General features: G+C 72.0%; 13 protein-coding genes. 7 read left to right on the top strand and 6 right to left on the bottom strand.

Annotated elements, in window-relative coordinates; all coding sequences use genetic code 11:
• Nucleotides 1-7: 7 nt before the first annotated feature.
• The 6 genes from HS041_RS31430 to HS041_RS31455 all read left to right on the top strand — a co-directional run bounded on the left by HS041_RS31430 (nt 8) and on the right by HS041_RS31455 (nt 6,522).
• Nucleotides 8-694, top strand: a complete 687-nt coding sequence (locus HS041_RS31430; protein WP_196444496.1) for an ABC transporter permease — start codon at nt 8-10, stop codon at nt 692-694.
• Nucleotides 691-1,362, top strand: coding sequence for an ABC transporter permease (locus tag HS041_RS31435; protein ID WP_196444497.1), 672 nt, complete (start codon nt 691-693; stop codon nt 1,360-1,362). The genes HS041_RS31430 and HS041_RS31435 overlap by 4 nt, the downstream gene beginning before the upstream one ends.
• Nucleotides 1,363-1,399: 37 nt before the next feature.
• Nucleotides 1,400-2,323, top strand: coding sequence for an ABC transporter substrate-binding protein (locus tag HS041_RS31440; protein WP_196444498.1), 924 nt, complete (start codon nt 1,400-1,402; stop codon nt 2,321-2,323).
• Nucleotides 2,324-2,636: 313 nt separating this feature from the next.
• A complete protein-coding gene (locus tag HS041_RS31445; protein WP_196444499.1) occupies nt 2,637-3,374 on the top strand; it encodes an ABC transporter ATP-binding protein in 738 nt (245 codons plus the stop codon).
• Entirely contained in the window at nt 3,368-5,956 is a 2,589-nt protein-coding gene (locus HS041_RS31450) for an FtsX-like permease family protein (protein ID WP_196444500.1), read from the top strand. The genes HS041_RS31445 and HS041_RS31450 overlap by 7 nt, the downstream gene beginning before the upstream one ends.
• 86 nt (nt 5,957-6,042) lie before the next feature.
• Complete coding sequence (locus HS041_RS31455; RefSeq protein ID WP_196444501.1) at nt 6,043-6,522, top strand: flavin reductase family protein; 480 nt, start codon at nt 6,043-6,045, stop codon at nt 6,520-6,522.
• A 139-nt stretch (nt 6,523-6,661) separates the two neighbouring features.
• Here the strand turns inward: HS041_RS31455 and sppA are convergent, their stop codons facing one another.
• The 4 genes from sppA to HS041_RS31475 form a co-directional block, all read right to left on the bottom strand.
• Nucleotides 6,662-8,362 (bottom strand): signal peptide peptidase SppA, encoded by a 1,701-nt coding sequence (gene sppA / locus HS041_RS31460; RefSeq protein WP_196444502.1) that lies wholly within the window; start codon nt 8,360-8,362, stop codon nt 6,662-6,664.
• A 30-nt stretch (nt 8,363-8,392) separates the two neighbouring features.
• Nucleotides 8,393-10,399, bottom strand: coding sequence for a S8 family peptidase (locus HS041_RS31465; RefSeq protein ID WP_196444503.1), 2,007 nt, complete (start codon nt 10,397-10,399; stop codon nt 8,393-8,395).
• Between the two features lie 293 nt (nt 10,400-10,692).
• Nucleotides 10,693-12,342 carry a glycosyl hydrolase family 18 protein gene (locus tag HS041_RS31470; protein ID WP_196444504.1) on the bottom strand — a complete coding sequence of 550 codons (1,650 nt, stop codon included), beginning with the start codon at nt 12,340-12,342 and terminating at the stop codon, nt 10,693-10,695.
• A gap of 243 nt (nt 12,343-12,585) precedes the next feature.
• Nucleotides 12,586-14,523 carry a S8 family peptidase gene (locus HS041_RS31475; RefSeq protein ID WP_196444505.1) on the bottom strand — a complete coding sequence of 646 codons (1,938 nt, stop codon included), beginning with the start codon at nt 14,521-14,523 and terminating at the stop codon, nt 12,586-12,588.
• 778 nt (nt 14,524-15,301) lie between these two features.
• Here HS041_RS31475 and HS041_RS31480 point away from each other — a divergent pair.
• Complete coding sequence (locus tag HS041_RS31480; protein ID WP_196444506.1) at nt 15,302-15,568, top strand: hypothetical protein; 267 nt, start codon at nt 15,302-15,304, stop codon at nt 15,566-15,568.
• A 205-nt stretch (nt 15,569-15,773) separates the two neighbouring features.
• Here the strand turns inward: HS041_RS31480 and glgB are convergent, their stop codons facing one another.
• Both glgB and HS041_RS31490 read right to left on the bottom strand, forming a co-directional pair.
• Nucleotides 15,774-17,966, bottom strand: coding sequence for a 1,4-alpha-glucan branching protein GlgB (gene glgB / locus HS041_RS31485; protein ID WP_196444507.1), 2,193 nt, complete (start codon nt 17,964-17,966; stop codon nt 15,774-15,776).
• A 234-nt stretch (nt 17,967-18,200) separates the two neighbouring features.
• On the bottom strand, nt 18,201-19,397 hold the full coding sequence (locus HS041_RS31490) for a copper amine oxidase (RefSeq protein ID WP_307845538.1): 1,197 nt from the start codon (nt 19,395-19,397) through the stop codon (nt 18,201-18,203).
• Nucleotide 19,398: the final 1 nt, after the last annotated feature.

Genomic DNA, 19,398 nt, shown 5'->3' on the forward strand with positions numbered 1-19,398 from the left:
GGCGTTCGTGGCTGAGGAACCGCTGGTCCGCTGGGACTGGATCGGGCGCAACTGGCCGGAGATCCTCGAGCTGGTGGCGGACAACGTCGTCATGGCGCTGGTACCGGTCGTCGTCGGGCTGCTCGTCGCGCTTCCGCTCGGGCTGGCGGGGGCCCGCTGGCGCTGGTTCTACCAGCCCGCCGTCGGCGTGATGAACGTGGTCTACTCGCTGCCCTCGCTGGCCGTCTTCATCGTGCTGATCCCGATCACCGGCCTGGCCACCCGGACGACCGTCATGGTGCCGCTCGTCTTCTACGCGATGGCCGTGCTGATCCCGGCGGTCGTGGACGGGCTGGCCTCGGTCCCCGACCACGTCCGGCAGTCCGCCGTGGCGATGGGTTTCACCCCGCTGCGGAGACTGCTCGCGGTCGAGCTGCCGATCGCGGTCCCGGTCGTGCTCGCCGGGCTCCGGGTGGCGACGGTCTCCAGCGTCAGCCTGGTCAGCGTGGGCGCGCTGGTCGGCAGGGGCGGGCTCGGCTACCTGTTCATCGACGGCTGGCAGCGGCAGTTCCCCACCCCGATCGTCGTCGGCATCGTGCTGGTCGTGCTCCTGGCGGGGGCCGCCGACCTGCTGCTGGTCCTGGCGCAGAGGTGGCTGACGCCCTGGGCGAGCGCTCGGACGGCGGCACGGTCGGGGCGGAGGGGGGCCGCGTGAACTGGCTGATCGAGTTCTTCGGGGACCCGGCAAGCTGGTCGGGGCCGGACGGCATCCCGGTCAGGTTCGCCGAGCACCTGGAGTTCGCCGGGCTCTCCCTGCTGCTGGCCATGCTGGTCGCGGTGCCGCTCGGGCTCTGGATCGGGCACACCGGCCGGGGCGCGCTGCTGGTGGTGCTGAGCGCCAACGCGGCCCGCGCCCTGCCGACGCTGGGCCTGCTCGTGCTCATCGTGCTGCTGATGGGCGTCGGCACGATCGCCCCGGTGCTGATCCCCCTGGTCGCGCTGGCCGTACCGCCGATCCTGGTCAACACCTACGAGGGCGTCCGGGGCGTGGACCCGGACCTGCGCGACGCGGCGTACGGCATGGGCCTGCGCGGCGGCCAGGTCCTCGGCCGGGTGCTGGTGCCGGTCGCGCTCCCGCTGATCCTGCTCGGCCTGCGCACCGCCGCGATCCAGGTGGTGGCGACCGCGACCGTGGCCGCCTACGTGGGGCTGGGCGGTCTCGGCCGCTACATCATCGACGGCCTCGCGACCCAGCGGTACCCGCTGGCGGTCGGCGGCGCCGTGCTCGTGGCGCTGCTGGCCCTGACGGTTCAGGGGCTGTTCGGCCTCCTGCAGAGGGTTCTCGTCTCCCCGGGGGTGAGCGGGCGACAGAAGATCCGATAAACTATATATTACCCCCCGTTTTAGAAGGGAAAGCACGATGAAGCGCTTGTTCGGCACCGCGGCGGTCGTCCTGTCCGCGATGCTCACTCTCAGCGCGTGCGGTGGCGGAGATCCGCTCACCAGCGCGTCGGCGAGCCCGGCGGGCTCCGGCTCCGCGTCCGCGCCCGCCTCCGGGGGGAAGGTCGTCATCGGCTCGGCCAACTTCCCGGAGAACGTCCTGCTGGCCGAGATCTACTCCCAGGCGCTGGCGGCCAAGGGCGTGGAGGTCGAGGAGAAGCTCAACATCGGCAGCCGCGAGGTCCTCTACGACCAGGTCAAGAGCGGCGGCCTGACGATCCTGCCGGAGTACGTCGGCTCGTTGCTGGCCTACGTCGACAAGGAGGCGACGGCGAAGAGCAAGGAGGAGGTCGTCGCCGCGCTGAAGGAGAAGCTCCCGGCCGAGCTGGAGATCCTGGAGCCCTCCGCGGCCGAGGACAACAACTCGCTGACCGTCACCAAGGCCACCGCCGAGAAGGACGGCCTGACCACGATCGAGGACCTGGTCAAGGTCTCCAAGAACTACGTGATCGGCGGCCCTCCGGAGTTCCAGTCCCGCCAGGAGCAGAACTTCAAGGACACCTACGGCCTGGAGTTCAAGGAGTGGAAGAAGACCGGTGACGCCACCGCCGACGCCATCAAGGACGGCACCGTCCAGGTCGGCAACGTCTTCACCACCGACCCCAAGATCGTGGTGAACGACCTGGTCTCCCTGCAGGACACCAAGAGCGCCTTCGCCGCCGAGAACATCACGCCGCTGGTGAACAAGGCCGGCGTGAACGACACCGTCAGGACCACGCTGAACGCGGTCTCCGCCAAGCTCGACACCGCAGGCCTCGTGGCGCTGATGAAGCGCGTCGCGGTCGACAAGGAGGACGCCGACGCGGTGGCCAAGGACTGGCTGACCACGAGCGGCCTGCTGTAGCCCGCGGAGCCGTACGGTGACCCGCCTGCGCGCAGGATCACCGGGACGTACGGGAATCGACGGGACGTACGGGAAGGGTCCCCGCCAGGGCGGGGGCCCTTCCCCGTGTCCGGAGGCCGCCCCGCTCCCACACCCGCCGGTAGGGCCTGCACCACCACCGATCCGGTGGGCTGCCTGCTGCCGGCGGAGATCACCCGTCAATACGGTCTTACCGAGATCACGTCCGCGGGGGACGGCGACCGGCGCGGCGGACGAGCCGCTCCGGACGCCCCCGCGGCGCCACAGCCGGAGTGAGTCGGAACGGGGACCGAAGGTGACGCACGCAGTGCGCCTGGACGCGGTGACGAAGACGTACGGACGGGGAGCGGGGCAGGTGCACGCCCTGCGCGGGGTGACGGTCGGCCTGCCCCGAGGCGGGTTCACCGCCGTGATGGGGCCGTCGGGGTCGGGCAAGAGCACATTCCTGCACTGCGCCGCAGGTCTGGACACGCCGACCTCGGGAACGGTCCATCTGGGCGACACCGAGCTGTCGCGGCTGAACGAGACCCGGCTGACCGAGCTGCGGCGGTCGAAAGCCGGGTTCGTCTTCCAGGCCTTCAACCTGGTCGCCGCGCTCGACGTGACGGAGAACATCACGCTGCCGCTCCGGCTGGCGGGTCTGCGCCCGGACCGCGCGTGGCTGCAGGAGGTCGTCGCCCGCGTCGGGCTCCGGGACCGCACGGGCCACCGGCCCTCCCAGCTCTCCGGCGGCCAGCAGCAGCGGGTGGCGATCGCCCGCGCCCTGATCACCCGGCCCGAGGTGGTCTTCGCCGACGAGCCGACCGGCGCGCTGGACACCTGCACCGCCGCCGAGGTGCTCGGCCTGCTGCGCCAGGTGGTGGACACGACGGGCCAGACCGTGGTGATGGTGACCCACGACCCGGTGGCCGCGGCCTACGCCGACCGGGTGCTGTTCCTTGCCGACGGGGTCCTGGCGGACGAGGTGCGGTCCGCCGACGCGGACACGATCGGGCGCCGGATGGCGGCTCTGGCCGGGGCCGTGCCGTGCTGAGGCTCGCCCTGACCACCCTGCGCGGCAGGGGCGCCTCGCTCACCGGGGCGTTCGTCGCGCTGCTGTTCGCCTCGGTCCTGGTCACCGCGTGCGGGCTGCTCATGGAGAGCGGCCTGCGCGCGCAGGTGCGGCCCGAGCGCTACGCCGCCGCCCCGGTCGTGGTGGCCGGGCAGCAGTGGACCTCCATCGTCGAGAAGGACTCCGAGGCCGCGACCGTCGAGAGCGCCCGGCTCTCCGAGCCCGTCACGGTCCCGGCCGCGCTGGCCGGCGAGATCGGCGAGGTGCCGGGCGTGCGGCGGGTCGTGCCCGAGCTCACCTTCCCCGTCTCGCTGGTGGGGGAGGACGGTCGCCCCGTCGCGGGCGCTGCAGGACGCACCCTCGGCCATGCCTGGGAGTCCGCGGTGCTCACGCCGTACACCCTGAGCGCGGGACGGGCGCCCGCCGCGCCCGGGGAGATCGTCGTCGACGCCGACCTGGCCGGGCGGGCGGGACTGGAGGCCGGGCAGAGCGTCCGGGTCCTCGGCCGGGACGGCGTCCGGCGGTACACGGTGACCGGGATCGCCGGGCCCGGTCTGGCCCGGCAGTCCGCGGTGTTCTTCACCGCCGGCCGGGCCGGGGAGCTGTTCGCCCGTCCTGGCCGGGTCTCCGCCTTCGGGGTGATCGGGCCGGGCGATCCGGAACGGCTGAAGGACCGGGTCGGCGCGGCGCTGGGCGCCTCCGAGGCGTCGGCGGCGAGAATCTCGGTCTCGCGGGGCGAGGCGTCCCCGAGACCGGGCGTGGTGGCCTACGCCGGTGACGAGCGGGGGTTCGCCGAGGACCTCCGGGCGCTGACCGGCCGCGAGACGCTCGTGCAGTTCGGCGGGAGCTTCGGCGGCCTCGCCGTAATGATTGCGATCTTCGTGGTCGCGGCGACCTTCGGGCTCGCCGTCCGGCAGCGGGAACGGGAGATCGCGCTGCTGCGGGCGGTCGGTGCGACGCCCCGGCAGGTGCGGGCGCTGATCGGCGGGGAGGCGCTGCTGCTCGGGCTGGTGGCGAGCGCGCTGGGCGTGCCGCCGGGCGTCGCCCTGGGCCACTGGCTGTTCGGCGAGTTCGCGGCCCGGGGGATGTTCCCGGACGCCTTGACTCTCACCGCAGGTCCGGCGCCGATGCTGGCCGCCGTGGCGGCCGGGGCCGGGACCGCCTGGCTGGCGGCCCGCGGCGCCGTACGGCGGGCGGCGCGGATCCGGCCCACCGAGGCGCTGGGCGAGGCCGCACTGGAACGGCGCGAGCTGGGCCGCACCCGGATGGTCACCGGCCTGGTCTTCCTCGTCCTGGGCGGGGCGGTCACCGTCCTGTCCATGGTCCTGACCGGTCCGGCGGCGGCCGCGAGCGCGGGCGGGATCGTGCTCCTGCTCGTGGTGGCCGCCGCGCTGCTGGGACCGTGGCTGGTCCGGCTGGCCGTCCTGCTCGTCGGCGGCGCGATCGGCCGCCTCTCCGGGGTGGGCGGCTACCTCGCCGTGGCCGCCACCCGGGCCGGGGCCAAGCGGCTGGCGTCCGTGGTCAGCCCTCTCGTGCTGATGTTCGCGTTCGCCGCGACGACCCTCTTCACCCAGACGACCGTTGGCCACGCGGCCGCCCGGCAGGCGGAGGAGGGCGCCCGCGCGGACTACGTGCTGGCGTCCACCGGCCCCGGACTGCCCCCGCAGGTGGCGCGCGCGGCCCGGGAGATCGCCGGGGTGACCGGCACGACCGAGGTCATCGACACGCAGGTGGTCGGCGCCGTGCAGGAGTTCGGCGAGCGTACGCCGAGCCCGCTCGCCGCGATGGGGGTGACCACGCCGCTGCACGGCGTCGACCTGGACGTCCGGGCGGGCTCGCTGGACCGGCTGGGCGGGGACGGCGTGGCGCTGAGCACGTTCGCCGCGGACTCCTTCGGCGTCTCGCTCGGCGGGAAGGTGCGGCTGCACCTGGGCGACGGCACCCGGATCACGCCGACGGTCGTGGCCGTCTACGGCCGGGGCCTGGGCTTCGGCGACGTCGTCCTCCCGCACGGGCTGGTACGCGAGCATTCGGCGGCGGGCATGACCGGCAGACTGCTCGTCACGGCCGCCCCGGGCGCGGGGGACCTGCGGGAGCAGCTGGCCGCGCTGGCGCCGGGCCTGGAGGTCACCGACCGGGCCGGGGCCTCGGCCCGGCGGGAGGCGGAACGAGAGCTGGGCGAATGGGTCAACTTCCTGGCACTCGGCATGATCATCGGGTTCACCGTCATCGCGGTGGTCAACACGCTGGTCATGGCGACCGGAGCGCGGGTGCGGGAGCTCGCCCTGCTGCGCCTGGTCGGCGGCACCCGGCGGCAGGTGCTCGGCATGATCCGCTGGGAGGCGCTGCTGATCGGCGGCATCGCGGTGACCACGGGCGCGATGATCACCGCGCCGACGCTGATGGCGCTCGGCTACGGTGTGACGGGCTCGCTGCTTCCCCACGTACCCCCGGTGACCTGCGCGGTCATGGTGGCCGCGACGCTGGGCCTGGCGCTGGCCGCCACGCTGCTGCCCGCCCGCGCCGCGCTGCTGGGCAGGCCCGCGGACCGGATCCGCGGCTGACCGGGGCCCGCCGCCCGGCTCGGTGGAGGGCTCCCGCGAGGAGGCCTCCACCCCTGTCTAGAGTGGTGCGGCGTGAGGAGGCGGGGATGAGCGAGTTCACGGAGGCGATGGCGCAGGTCGCCGGGGCGGTCTCGGTCGTGACCGTGCAGGACGGGCGCGACGACGTGGGCACGACCGTGACCACCTTCGCCTCCCTCTCCCTCGATCCGCCCCTGGTGATGGTCAGCCTGGCCGGCAGCGGCTACCTCAACGAGCTGCTGCTGCGCCGGGACCGCTGGGCGGTGAGCGTGCTGTCGGCCGGGCAGAAGGCGATCGCCAGCCGTTTCGCCACCCCCGGCCGCCCCGGAGCCCGCCTGCTGCTCGCCGGCACCCCGCACCACCGGGGCAGGCTGAGCGAGGCACTCGTCGTGGAGGGCGGCGTCACCGCCCTGGAGGCGGAGACCGCCCAGGTCGTCCCCGCGGGGGACCACACCCTCTACATCGCCCAGCTCCTGGCCGTCGACTACGTCGACGCGTCGGCCGCCCCGCTCGTACGGCTCCGCGGACGCTACCGCCCCGTCGGCTGACGGCCGGGGCACAGGGTGCCCGTCGGGCCTCCCCATCAGGCCCCGGCGCGGACGTCGCGATCCGCACCGGCCCGAAGGCCCCCACCCGTCGCGGGGTCGTCCGCCCGTGCCGTCCCGGATCCGATCTCCGCGATCGCGGCTAGCGGATCGTCCAGGTCCCGGGGAGGATGAGCGGGCCGTACGACGGCAGGCCGAGTTCGCCGGCGAGACCGGCGAGCGGGCCCCAGGCCTCCACCCGGACCCGGGCCAGCGCGGCGGCCCTGTCCTCGCTGGACTCCGGCGGGCGCAGGCGCTCCAGCGGGTGCAGCTTGGGGTAGGTCCGCACCGGCGCGTCAGTGGAGAGCCCGGCGCGCTTGCGGGCCAGGGCGAGGGCGTCCTCCAGCCCGCCGAGCTCGTCGACCAGCCCGCCCTCGCGGGCGTCGGAGCCGGTCCAGACCCGGCCCCTGGCCAGCTCGTGGGCGCGCTCGCGGGTCAGGCCGCGGCCCTGGGCCGCCTTGCCGACGAAGTCGTCGTAGATCCGGTCGAGCCAGGCGTTGACCCGCGCCCACTGGGCCTCGGAGAAGCCGTGCGCGGTGGAGAACATCGCCGCGTTGGCGCCCTCGCCCACGGTCTCGGAGGTCACGCCGATCCGGTCCAGCAGCTCGCCGATGACGGGCTTGCCGCCGAACACGCCGATGGAGCCGGTGAGCGTGCCCGGCTGCGCCATGATCACGTCGGCGGCCATCGAGACGAAGTAGCCGCCGGAGGCGGCCAGGTCGCCCATCGAGACGATGACCGGCTTGCCGGCCTCGCGGGTCAGCACGACCTCGCGCCAGATGGCGTCGGAGGCGACGTAGGAGCCGCCGGGGCTGTCCACCCGGAACACGACCGCCTTCACGTGGTCGTCGCGGCGGGCCGCGCGCAGGGCGGCGCAGATCGTGTCGGAACCGATCGCGCCGCCGCCGCCGAGCGGGCTGCGCCCGCTCCGGCCGAGCTTGATCGGGCCGCTGCCCTGGACCAGCGCCACGACCTGCTCGCCGGGGTGCGGGAGCTTCCTCGCCAGGCCGTTCCGGTGGTAGCGGGCGACGTAGAGCAGCAGGGCGTCCTCACCGACGGCGCGCTTGGTCTCGTCGTAGACCTCGTCGCGGTAGGCGAGCCGGTCCACCAGCCCCGCGTCGACCGCCTCGGAGCCGATGAACGGGCCCTGGTCGATCAGCTCGCGGACCTTGGCCGGGTCCAGTCCGCGCCCGTCGGCGATGCCCGCGACGATCTGCTCGGTGACGGAGGCGGCCAGGCGGGTCACCGACTCGCGGTGCGCGTCGGTCATGCGGTCCTGGGTGAACATGTTGGCGGCGGTCTTGTACTCGTGGCGCTGGCCCAGTTCGTACTCCACGCCGAGCTTGCCGAGCGCGCCCCGGACGAAACGCTGCTCCAGCGAGACGCCGGTCAGCCCGACGTCGCCCGAGGGCTGGAGGTAGACCCGCTCGAAGGCGCTGGCCAGGTAGTAGGGGACGGTGCCCGCGCCGAACTCGCCGAACGTCTCGGAGAACACCACCGTCAGCTTGCCCGCCGCCCGGAAGCGGACCACCGCCTGACGCAGCTCCTGCACCATCGCCAGGCCCAGCGGGTTCGTGCCGATCTTGACGACCAGCGCCTTGACGCGGCTGTCCTGCCTGGCGCGCTTCAGCCCGGACAGCACGTCCGACAGGCGCGACTTGCGCATGGACAGGATCGCGCCCAGCGGATCCGTCGGCGGCTTGTCGGTCAGGCCCTCGGTGAGATCGAGCTCGAGCACCAGCGGGGCGTTGCGCCGCTGCCGGATCCGGTCGACGGTATCGGTGATCACCTTGGTCGCGTCCATGGTTTTCACCCTAAGCGACGCATCCGGGACTCATGCGGTACGGCGGGCGTTCAGATACTTTCGTAGGGTCGAGACGGGTCCGGAGAGGGACGCGCCCTTCAGCCGCCTCTTCTCGGCGGAGGTGAGGACGTCCTTGACGGTGCTCGTCCCGCCGGCCTTCGCGGTGAAGTTGACCGCGCCGTTCGCCCAGTTCAGCCAGGCGGCCAGCAGCTCGCCGTCCAGTTTGGCCCTCGCGCTCCTCGCCGCCTTCCCGGAGGGCTTGAGCACCCGGTAGGCCGTGCCCAGGGTGGAGGCGCGCGTCACCTCGGGGAAGACCGCGCTGGCCTTGGAGACCAGGCGCAGGTAGCAGCCGAGCATCTCGTCCGGGATCGCGCCCTTGCCCCGGGCGACCTCCACGGCCCACTGCGCGGCGGTCAGGGTGTGCTTCGCCCGGCCCCGGGTGCAGACGGCCGGAGCGGCGGCCGGGGGCGTGGCGGTCACAGTCACCGTGACGGTCACCGTGGGCAGCGGGACCGGGGCCGGGTCGGCCGGGGGCGGGGTGTCCTCCGGGCCGGGAGTCGGCTGCGGGCCGGAGCTGGGGTCCGGGCTCGGGTCGTCGGACGGGTCCTCCCCGGGGTCGTCCCCCGGGCCGTCGCCGGGGGCGGGCTCCTGGGTGACCGCCGGCTGGGGCGTCCCGCCGATGATCGCGACGCCCAGGTCGAGGCGGGGAGTGGTGATCCCGCCGTAGACGATCGGGCGGCCCGCGGCCCTGAGCCTCTCCAGGAGCGCGTCCGGGGTCTCACCGGGGAACTTCTCCGCCATCAGCGCGAACGCGCCGGCGACGTGCGGGGTCGACATGGAGGTGCCGCTGTAGACCTGGGTCGTGCCACCCGGCACCGCGGAGTCGATCTCGACGCCCGGGGCGAACAGATCCAGCACGGAGCCGTGGTTCGACCAGCCGGGAACGCGGTCGTCGTCGCCGGTCGCGCCGACGGTCACCGCGCCGGAGAAGCAGCCGGGCGCCCCGGCGCCGGCGAAGGCCTCGTTCCCGGCGGCGGCGACCACCGCCACGCCTCCGGCGCGCAGGGCCTCGACCTTCTCCTTCATCGCCCGGAGCTCGGGGACGTCGTCGCAGGCGCCGTCGGAGAGACCGCCGCCGAGGCTGAGGTTGACCGCGACCAGGCCGGGGACGGAGGCCTTCAGCGCGGCGACGTGGTCGAGGGCGAGCAGGAGGGAGGACTCGTAGGCGGTCAGGCAGACCTCGCCGGTCCCCATGCAGTCGTCGTCCCGGCTGAAGACCTGGATCGCCACGATGTCGGCGCCGGGGGCGACGGCGTGCGCGATGCCCGCCACGTGGGTGCCGTGGTCGCACAGGTTGGCGCCGTTGTGCCGGCACCTGTCCGTGTTGGCGTCGGCCGACGCGTCCTCCTCCGCCCCGTTCGGGCACAGGGACTGCACCCCCTCGGCCGCGGCGGAGAAGCACGCCTGCCGTACGACCTTGCCACCGAGGGCGGGGTGACCGGCGTCGATCCCGGTGTCGATGACGGCGATCGTCCGGCCCTGGCCCCGGATCCCGGCGGTGTCGTGGACCCGGTCGGCCCCGATCACCCGGAGGCTGGAGTCCAGCACGGCGGGGGAGTAGGTGCGGTCCCGCCGTACCGAGACCACGCGCGGGTCCTCGGCCAGCGCGGCCAAGGACTCGCCGGTGGCCTCGACCACGATGAAGGAGGTGCCCGGAGGCCGGAGGACGACCTCGGCGTCCGGCAGGGCCTGCGCCTCGCCCGCCACCGGGGCGGCCTCGGCCGGGGCGGTCACCTCGACGATGACACGGGCCCCGTCCTTGTCGGAGGCGAGCCCGTCCTCCAGCTTCGGCGTGTGCTCCGCGGGGGGAGTGTTCCCGTCGGAAGGCGGGTCCCCGGCGCCGGGCGCGGGACTCTCGGCGGCGGTCGGGTTCTCGGCCGCCGCCGGAGGCGGTGCGGGCGGGCCCTCGGCGAGCGCGGGCGCGGCCGGGATGATGGTGAACACGATCGCCATGGCCGCGAGGGCTCGAAGTCGCACACGTCCTCCGGGGGATGAAACGGGCGATTCGGAGTCTAGATAGCCGATCCCGCTTGGTGAATACCCTCACCCCGGTTGAATGGATCTTCCCAGCGGATGTTCGGCTCCGGGCGTGCCGCGTCCGGCTCGGCCCGTGCGGAGGGCGCGTCCCGCGGGACGCGGAGGAGGCCGATCCCGCGGCCTGCGCGGAGGGCGCGTCCCGCGATGCGGAAGGGCGCGGGAGCCGTGCGTCCTCCGGACACGGCTCGGCCCCCCGCGGCGTGACGCGCACGGAGGGCCGAGTGTCGGAAATATTACTTCAGTCCGTTGGCCATGGCGGTGATCAGCTCACCGTTCGCCGTGTCGCCGCTGGTCTCCCAGAAGAAGGCACCGCCCAGGCCCTGCTTCTTGGCGTAGTCCATCTTGCTGTCGATGGTGGCCGGGGTGTCGTAGCTCCACCACTGGCCGTTGCAGAAGGCGTAGGCGGTGCCGCCGACCGTGCCGGTGGCGGGGCACTTGGTCTTGAGGACCTTGTAGTCCTCGATGCCGGCCTCGTAGGTGCCCGGGGCCGCGCCGGTCGCGGTGCCGCCCGGGGCGGCCTGGGTCACGCCGGTCCAGCCGCGGCCGTAGAAGCCGATGCCCAGCAGCAGCTTGCTCGCCGGGACGCCCTTGCTCTTCAGCTTCTGGATGGCGGCGTCGGAGTAGAAGCCGGCCTTCGGGATGCCGCTGTAGGAGCTGAGGGCCGAGTGCGGAGCGGTCGGGCCCTTCGCGTCCCAGGCGCCGAAGTAGTCGTAGGTCATCGGCATGAGCCAGTTGAGGTTCGAGATCGCGCCGGCGTAGTCGGCGGCGTCGATCTTGCCGCCGTCGGTGCCGTCGGCGGTGATGGCCGCGGTGATCAGGGCGCTGGAGCCGAACTTGGCGCGCAGCGCGGAGATCAGGTTCTTGAAGGCGGCCGGGCCGCTGGTGTCACAGCTCAGGCCGCAGGCGTTGGGGTACTCCCAGTCGATGTCGATGCCGTCGAAGACGTCGGCCCAGCGGGAGTCCTCGACCAGGTCGTAGCAGGACTGGGCGAACGCGGCCGGGTTGGCCGCGGCCTGGGTGAAGCCGCCGGACCAGGTCCAGCCGCCGAAGGACCAGATGACCTTGATGTTCGGGTAGGCCTTCTTCAGCTTGCGGAGCTGGTTGAAGTTGCCGCGCAGGGGCTGGTCCCAGGTGTCGGCCTTGCCGTCGACGCTCTGGTCGGCGGTGTAGGCCTTGTCGTAGTCGGCGTAGGCGTCGCCGATGGTGCACTTGCCGCCGGTGGTGTTGCCGAACGCGTACAGGATGTGGGTCAGCTTGGCCGCCGAGCCGTTGCTGACCAGGTTCTTCACGTGGAAGTTGCGGCCGTAGACGCCCCAGTTCGTGAAGTAGCCGACGACCTTCTTGCCCGAGGGGTCGGGGTCGACGGTCGGGGTGGGGGTCGGCGTCGGGGTGGGGGTCGCCGTGGCGGTGGGTGTCGGGGTGGGTGTGGGGGTGGGCGTCGGCTTCACCGTCGAGGTCGGGGTGGGCGTGGGCGTCGGGTCGGGGGTGCCCGTGCCGCTGCAGGAGGCGCCGTTGAGCTTGCAGTTCGCCAGGCTCTTCAGGCCGCCGGGTGCGCCGACGAAGCCGAAGCTCACCGAGGCCCCGGCGGCGAGGGCGCCGTTCCACGACTTGTTGACGAAGGTGTAGTGGTTGCCGCTCTTGGTCATGTCGGCGTCCCACGAGGACGAGAGGGAGGTGCCCGTCGGAAGGTCGAACTCGACCTTCCAGCTCGTCAGTGCGGTGCTGCCGGCCTTCACGGTGACCTGGCCCTGGAAGCCGGAGCCCCAGTCGGAGGAGGTCGCGTAGGTGGCGGTGGCAGGGGTCGCGGCGTCCGCCGTGCCGAGTCCCAGCGGGACCAACAGGGCGGCGGCTGCGATCAACGAGCCGAGGGTGAATCGTCGCAAGGGTCGCTCCAGGTCAGAGAGTGCTAGGCCCCCGTATTCATAGGAAAGTTTCCTATTAGTTAATGGAGGGTAGGGTTCACGTTCCCGTACGGTCAACACCTGGGATGCGGTTATAAGCCGGGCATAAGGTGGATTTAAGGTGCGTCGATCATGCCCCGGACACGCGAAGGGCCGGTCACGCACAGCGTGACCGGCCCGGATACGCGAAGGTTTAATCCGCTGGATCCTTGCGTCGCCCGGTGCTTACTTCGCCCGGTTGACGTTCTTGTTCAGGTACACGGCGGACTTGAGGATCTGGGCGGAGGTCGCCTTGGGGTTGAGGCGGTGCTTCTCGGCGATCGCCACGGCGCTCTTGAGGGTGGTGGCGCCCTTGACCTTGGTGGAGCCGTTGTAGACGCCGTGGGCGTAGTTCAGCCAGGCGGCCAGCAGCTCGCGGTCGAGGACGGCCTTGCCGCTCTTGCCCTTGAGGATCGTGTACGCCTTGCCGAGCGAACCGGCGTTCCTGACCTCGGGGAAGACCTTGCTGCCGTTCTGGGCGATGCTCAGGTAGCAGACCAGGGTCTGGTCCGACAGGGCGCCGGTCTTCCTGTGCATCTCCCTGGCCCAGCCGGCCGCGCTCAGGGCCTTGGTGCCCTTGCCGCGCTCGCACACGTCCGGGACGGGGAGCGGGTCGAGGTCACTGCCGCCGCCCGGCTGCGTGTGCGTCGGGGTCGGGGTCGGCTTCGGCGTGGCGGTGGGGGCGACCGTCGGCGTGGCGGTGGGGGTCACCGTGGGCGTCGGCGTCGGGGTCACCGTGGGCGTCGGGGTGGGCGTCGGGGTGGGGGTCGGCTTGCCAGGCTTGTCGAGGGCCTCGAAGAGGTCGATGCGCGGAGTCTTGACCTTGACATCCCCGCTGGTGTACTCGATCAGCTTGCCGGTCGACCGCAGCTTCTCCAGGCCCTGGGCCGGGGTCAGCGCGGGGTTCTTGCTGCGCAGCAGGGCGAAGGCGCCGGCGACGTGCGGGGTCGCCATCGAGGTGCCGCCGTAGACGGCGTAGGCGTCGTCGGGGATCGAGGACTCGATCGCCACGCCGGGCGCGAACAGGTCGAGGAGCGTGCCCCGGTTGGAGAAGGACGCCACAGCGTCGGCGTCATCGGTGGCGCCGACGGTCACGGCTGAGGAGATGCAGGCGGGCCAGCCGACGGCGCTGCCGAAGTACTCGTTGCCCGAGGCGATCACGGTCGCGACGCCCTTGGTGGCGAGCTGGTCGATCGTCGGCTTGAGGAACTCGCCTTCGGGGGTGGCGTCACAGGCGTTGTCGTACTTCCCGCCTCCGAGGCTGAGGTTCGCCGCGGCGATCTTGTGGGTGGCGCTCAGCGTGCCGACGTACTTGAGCGCCTCGAGCAGCGCGCCCTCGTAGGCCAGGACGCAGGGAGCCCGTCCGGCGCCGCAGCCGTTCTGCTCGTCCTCACTGTTGACGCGGCTGAACACCTGGATAGCGATGATCTTCGCGCCCGGGGCCACACCACCGCTCTTGCCGTTCGCGTTCTTGCCCGCCGCGATGCCGGCCACGTGGGACCCGTGGGTGCAGAGGTTCTTGGCCCCGTCGAGGCAACGGGCGGTCTCGGCGTCCGCCGAACCGGCGCCGGTCTGGATCTCCTGACCGCTGGGGCAGAGCGACTTGACGTCGTCGCCCTCGGGGTTGTCGGCGGAGAAGCATGCTTCGGCGACGATCTGTCCCGCGAAAGCGGGATGGTCGCGGTCGATGCCGGTGTCCAGGATCGCGACGGTCTGGCCCTCACCGGTGATGCCGGCCTCGTGGACCTTGTCGCCGCCGATCACCTTGAGGCTGCTGAGCAGAGAGGGGCGGACGGCCTTCTCCTTGCGGATGGACAGGACGTTCGGGTCCGCGGCCAGCTTCTTGAGGTCGTTGCCGTCACCCGTCACCACGATGAAGGGGTTGAGCTTCGGCTGCTGGGCGACCTCGGTGTCGGGAAGCTTTTCGGCCTTGGCCGCGATGGCGCCGATGTTGCTTGTGCTCTTGAGCTCGACGAAGGCGCGCACCTCCTTGGTGGAGGCGGCCAGCGAAGGGGCGATCTTGCCGTCGATGGGGTCGATCACGGCGGCTGCGGGTGTCGCCGCGAGCGTGACCGAGGTGGCGGCGAGCGCGATGGCTCCCGCCAGGAGACGTCGAAGTCTCAAAGGTCCTCCGGGGAGATGCGCCGCGCCGTACGGTGGCGCGGCCGTGAACATGAGAGATCGGCCCAGCGGGGAGATCAGCGGGGCCGAACGGGGAGGCCGTACATGCAGGTCGGTGCCGGGAGGGGAGGTGAGGGCGTCACGCGTTCACACTCGAGCCCTCCGCACCGCTCGCTGTTGGTTATCCCGAAAAAGCCGGGCAGATAAGGAACTTCTGCTCGGCATGAGGCACAAGGGTAAAGAAGTTGACGTTGGAGCGTAAGGAGCGAGACTGTTTTGTGATGAACGCCGGAAATAGGTAGCTTTGTTGTCTTTTGGGGAGAGGGTGTGTTTCCGCAGGAACGAGGCCTGCGGACGTCTGGCGGCTCGTCACCGATGAGGGGATCGGTGACCGAGAACACGCAGGAATGAGCCGCTCGCCCCGCCCGCCGGGGCGAAGCGCGGCGACGTTGGCGAACGCGGCGACCGGTTCCCCGAAGCACATCGCCCTCGTGCGGCTGACCGCCACGTCGAACGACCCCGCCTCGAAGAGTGGATCTGTGCGCCACTCTGCTCGAAACGGATGGTCGCGCTCGGCTGCTGAGGATGAAAGCCGGAGGTTACACCTGAGCGGAGATCACGATCCCGGTCTCGGCGATGAACCCATCCAGCAGGTCAGGCCGGCTGGGGCTGCCGAGACTTCGCCCGCGACGCGGACGAGAGCCTGTACGGCGGCTTCCCCTCCGAGGTCGGCTCCGGAGTCGTCGGCGACCCGGCCAACCGCACCCGGATCGAGGTCGACGTGGTCGTCCTGGCCGCCCAGGAGCCTGGCTGCCCCCGCCGGGTCCTGTCGCTGGGCGAGGCCAAGTGGGGTGAGACCATGAACGGCCACCACGTCGAACGCCTGGCGAGAGCCCGCGACCTCCTCGGGGACAAGGGCTATGAGACCCGGGACACGGTCCTGGCCTGCTACAGCGGCTCAGGCTTCACCGACGACCTGCGGCAGGCGGCCGAAGAAGACGACCGCCTCCGCCTGATCGGCCTGAACGCTCTCTACCGGCCCTGCTGACAGGTCCGAGCCCAGACGTCGCGAAGCCCGGGCTCCCGTCGTCCGGCGGTCCACCCGGGCTCACTTCCATTCCCCCCGCAGGAGGCGGCGCATTCACCGTATCCACGTCGTCGCGGTCTGTCACCTCGGATCCGGTCACACACCTGTCCGGGCTCCCACAGGCCATCGGGGCCGCATCATGCACATGCCGTACGGTGTGCCGGGCCTATTCGATCTCGTCCGCGATCATCAGGGACTCCGGGTCCGGGGTGCGGCGCAGCCAGAGGGTGCCGAGCGGCGGGACGCGCAGGCGGGCGGAGTACGGCAGGCCGTGGTGGGGCACCTCGACGGCGGCCACCCCGCCCAGGTTGCCCACGCCGCTGCCGGCATAGTCGTAGGCGTCGGTGTTGACGACCTCCTCCCACGACCCGCCCGACGGCAGCCCGAGGGAGTAGTCCTCGTGCGGCCCGCCGGAGAAGTTGGCCACGCAGGCCAGCGCCGAGCCGTCGGGAGCCTGCCGCAGGAACGAGAAGACGTTCCCGGAGGCGTCGTCGGCGTCGATCCAGCGGAAGCCTTCGGGGGAGTTGTCGGCCTTCCACAGCGCGGGCGTCTCCTTGTAGACCCGGTTGAGGTCGCGCACCAGCTTCTGCACGCCCTTGTGCCCGTCGAAGTCGAGCACCCACCAGTCGAGCCCGCGCTCCTCCGACCACTCCGAGCCCTGGCCGAACTCCCCGCCCATGAACAGCAGCTGCTTTCCGGGGTGAGCCCACATGAAGGCGTACAGCGCGCGCAGGTTGGCGAAGCGCTGCCACTCGTCGCCCGGCATCTTGCCCAGCAGCGAGCCCTTGCCGTGCACCACCTCGTCGTGCGAGAGCGGCAGCACGAAGTTCTCCGAGTAGGCGTACATCAGCGAGAACGTCATCTGGTGGTGGTGGTACTGCCGGAAGACCGGCTCGTGCTTGAGATACGCCAGCGTGTCGTGCATCCAGCCCATGTTCCACTTGAACCCGAACCCGAGCCCGCCCAGGTAGGCGGGCCTCGACACGCCCGGCCAGGCGGTGGACTCCTCGGCGATCGTGACGATGCCCGGGGCCTCGCGGTAGCAGACGGCGTTCATCTCCTTGAGGAACTCCACCGCGTCGAGGTTCTCCCGCCCGCCGTACTGGTTGGGCGTCCACTCGCCCTCGCGCCGCGAGTAGTCGAGGTAGAGCATCGAGGCGACCGCGTCCACCCGGAGCCCGTCGATGTGGAACTCGCGCAGCCAGTACAGCGCGTTGGCGACCAGGAAGTTGCGCACCTCCCGGCGGCCGAAGTCGAAGATGTAGGTGCCCCACTCGGGGTGCTCGCCCCGCGCCGGGTCGGCGTGCTCGTACAGCGGGGTGCCGTCGAAGCGGGCCAGCGCCCAGTCGTCCATCGGGAAGTGCGCGGGCACCCAGTCCAGCAGCACCCCGATCCCGGCCTCGTGCAGCTTGTCCACGAGATACCGGAAGTCGTCCGGGGAGCCGAACCGGGCCGTCGGCGCGTAGTAGGACGTCACCTGGTAGCCCCACGAGCCGCCGAACGGGTGCTCGGCCACCGGGAGCAGCTCCACGTGGGTGAAGCCCATGTCCCTGACGTAGTCCACCAGCTCGGTGGCGAGCTCCCGGTAGGACAGGCCGGGCCGCCACGAGGCCAGGTGCACCTCGTAGACGCTCATCGGCTCCTCCAGGGCGCGGCTGTCGGCCCGGGTCCGCATCCACGCCGCGTCCTGCCAGCCGTACGACGAGCGCTCGATCACCGACGCGGTCGCGGGCGGGACCTCGGTACGGCGGGCCATCGGGTCGGCCTTGTCCCGCCAGACCCCGTCCGAGCCGAGGATCGAGAACTTGTAGCGGTCGCCCTCCGACAGGCCCGGGATGAACAGCTCCCACACCCCGGAGCGGCCCAGCGAGCGCATCGGGTGGCCGACGCCGTCCCAGTGGTTGAAGTCACCGACCACCCGGACCCCGCGCGCGTTCGGCGCCCAGACGGTGAAGGCGGTGCCCTCGACGTCCTCGTGGCGCATGACCCGGGCGCCGAGCGCGTCCCAGAGCCGCTCGTGACGCCCCTCGCCGATCAGGTGCAGGTCCACCTCGCCGAGCGTGGGCCAGTGCCGGTAGGGGTCGGCGGTCTCGTACGGCTCGGCACCGGCGTACATGACCCGGAGCCGGTAGTCGGGGGTCTTGTCGAGCCCCGGGACCGTCACAGCGAACACCCCGTGGGCCATGTGTTCCATGTCGTGGACCTCGTCGCCCACGATCACCTGCACCCGCTCCGCCAGCGGCCGCAGCGCCCTGATGGTCACGCCTCCGGGTCCCGGATGCGCTCCGAGGATCGAATGGGGGTCGTGGTGCGCTCCGCCCGCCAGCCGGTCGAGATCCAGGTCCAGGTGCACGCTCATGGGTGAGTCACTCCCGTAAGTCGGATATCCCCTAACCCTGCCCGCTTGTGGGCGTTCAACCCATGAGATTCGGGGCATGCCAGGAAAGATCTTTGCACCGGCTTCGGTACACCGCCCCCGGAATCGGAAGATCACAGAGGCGGGGGCCGGACGTGAGGGCCTCACGGCCGCCGGTAGGGGGTTTCCCTCCTCTCCGCACGTCCTCGGCGGCCTCTGCGAGGGCTCGTCCGCGGGTCAGCGCGGGTTCTTCGCCGTCACGTCGCGCGGGGTGATGCGGAACCCCTGCCAGTGGACCGGCATGGGGTCGGCGTCCTCGTCGCGGGCGACGTGGTGGTAGCCCACGTTGACCCAGAGCACGGGGTCGGTGAGCCGCTCGGCGTTGACGTAGCGGTCGACGCTCATCGCGCAGTCGGGGGTGGGGTTGTTGGTCGCCAGCCGCTCGCAGGAGCGGTATTGGCTCACGTAGAGGTCGGCCCGGGTGAACTTCTCGTCCTCGGGGCCCCGGTACTGCGCGCTGGCGGAGTTGTTGATCTCCCAGGAGATCCGGTGCCCGTCGGCGTTGCGGCTGCGGGTGTCGACCACTCGCCACCACCGGGTCCGGCCGTTGACGGCCTTCGCCTCCTTGGTGAACCTCGTGCGGACGAGGGTGCGCTTGGCCGTGCCGGAGCCGGTGAAGTCGTACTGCTCGACGACGTCGTCCTTCTTGCCGTCGACGTCGAAGTCGAGCCGCCAGAAGATGTTGTGGCTGTGGCTCTGCTCGACGTGGGCGGTGCCCCTCCCGGTCTGCCAGCCGTGGCCGGAGGCGGAGGTGAAGCCGGACAGGGAGCCGGTCGCGCCCACGCGCGGGGTGATGGCGCCGTCGTCGGAGAACGCCCACTCGACCAGGTAGGTGTACCAGCCCACCTGGAAGGCGGCGTACACCGCCAGGTCGTGGCCCTGGGCGGAGAGGCTCGGCTCCTCGAAGCGCGACTTCAGGTAGGCGTGGCCGCGCGGGCGGGTGGTCACGCAGACGTACTGCCCGCGGCGCTCCCCGCCGGGGCAGTCGGCCGCCTGGAGCGCCACGGCGATCTCGCCCAGGGTGCCGATGTCGTGGAAGCGGGGCTCGCCGCTGTCGTAGGGCACGTGGATCTGGGCCAGGGCGGTGCTGCGCAGCACGCCGACCTCCCGCCCGCCGACCGGCGTGTAGAGGACGTCGGTGAGGGTGAGCCCCTCGATGGTGCGCATCTCCCAGCAGAGCCGCCAGCGCGCGCCGTTCGGCAGCTTGTGGTCGACGAGGTACGGCGCGCGGCACGCGGGCCGGGCCGGCGCCGGGGCGGGCGCGCCGCTCGCGGGAAGGGCGCGGGCCGGGCCGGCGCCGGTGGCCGCGGTGACGGGGACGCCCGCGAGACCGGTGGCCAGGACGAGGGAGAGGAGGGTCAGGGGGAACCGCACG

The sequence above is a fragment of the Planomonospora sp. ID67723 genome, assembly GCF_015711605.1.
In the GTDB taxonomy this organism is placed as follows: Bacteria; Actinomycetota; Actinomycetes; order Streptosporangiales; family Streptosporangiaceae; genus Planomonospora_A.

Excerpts from the sequence above, each read along its gene's own strand:
- HS041_RS31440 (WP_196444498.1), top strand. The coding sequence starts at position 1,400 with ATGAAGCGCTTGTTCGGCACCGCGGCGGTCGTCCTGTCCGCGATGCTC.
- HS041_RS31455 (WP_196444501.1), top strand. The coding sequence starts at position 6,043 with ATGAGCGAGTTCACGGAGGCGATGGCGCAGGTCGCCGGGGCGGTCTCG.
- sppA (WP_196444502.1), bottom strand. The coding sequence starts at position 8,362 with ATGGACGCGACCAAGGTGATCACCGATACCGTCGACCGGATCCGGCAG.
- glgB (WP_196444507.1), bottom strand. The coding sequence starts at position 17,966 with ATGAGCGTGCACCTGGACCTGGATCTCGACCGGCTGGCGGGCGGAGCG.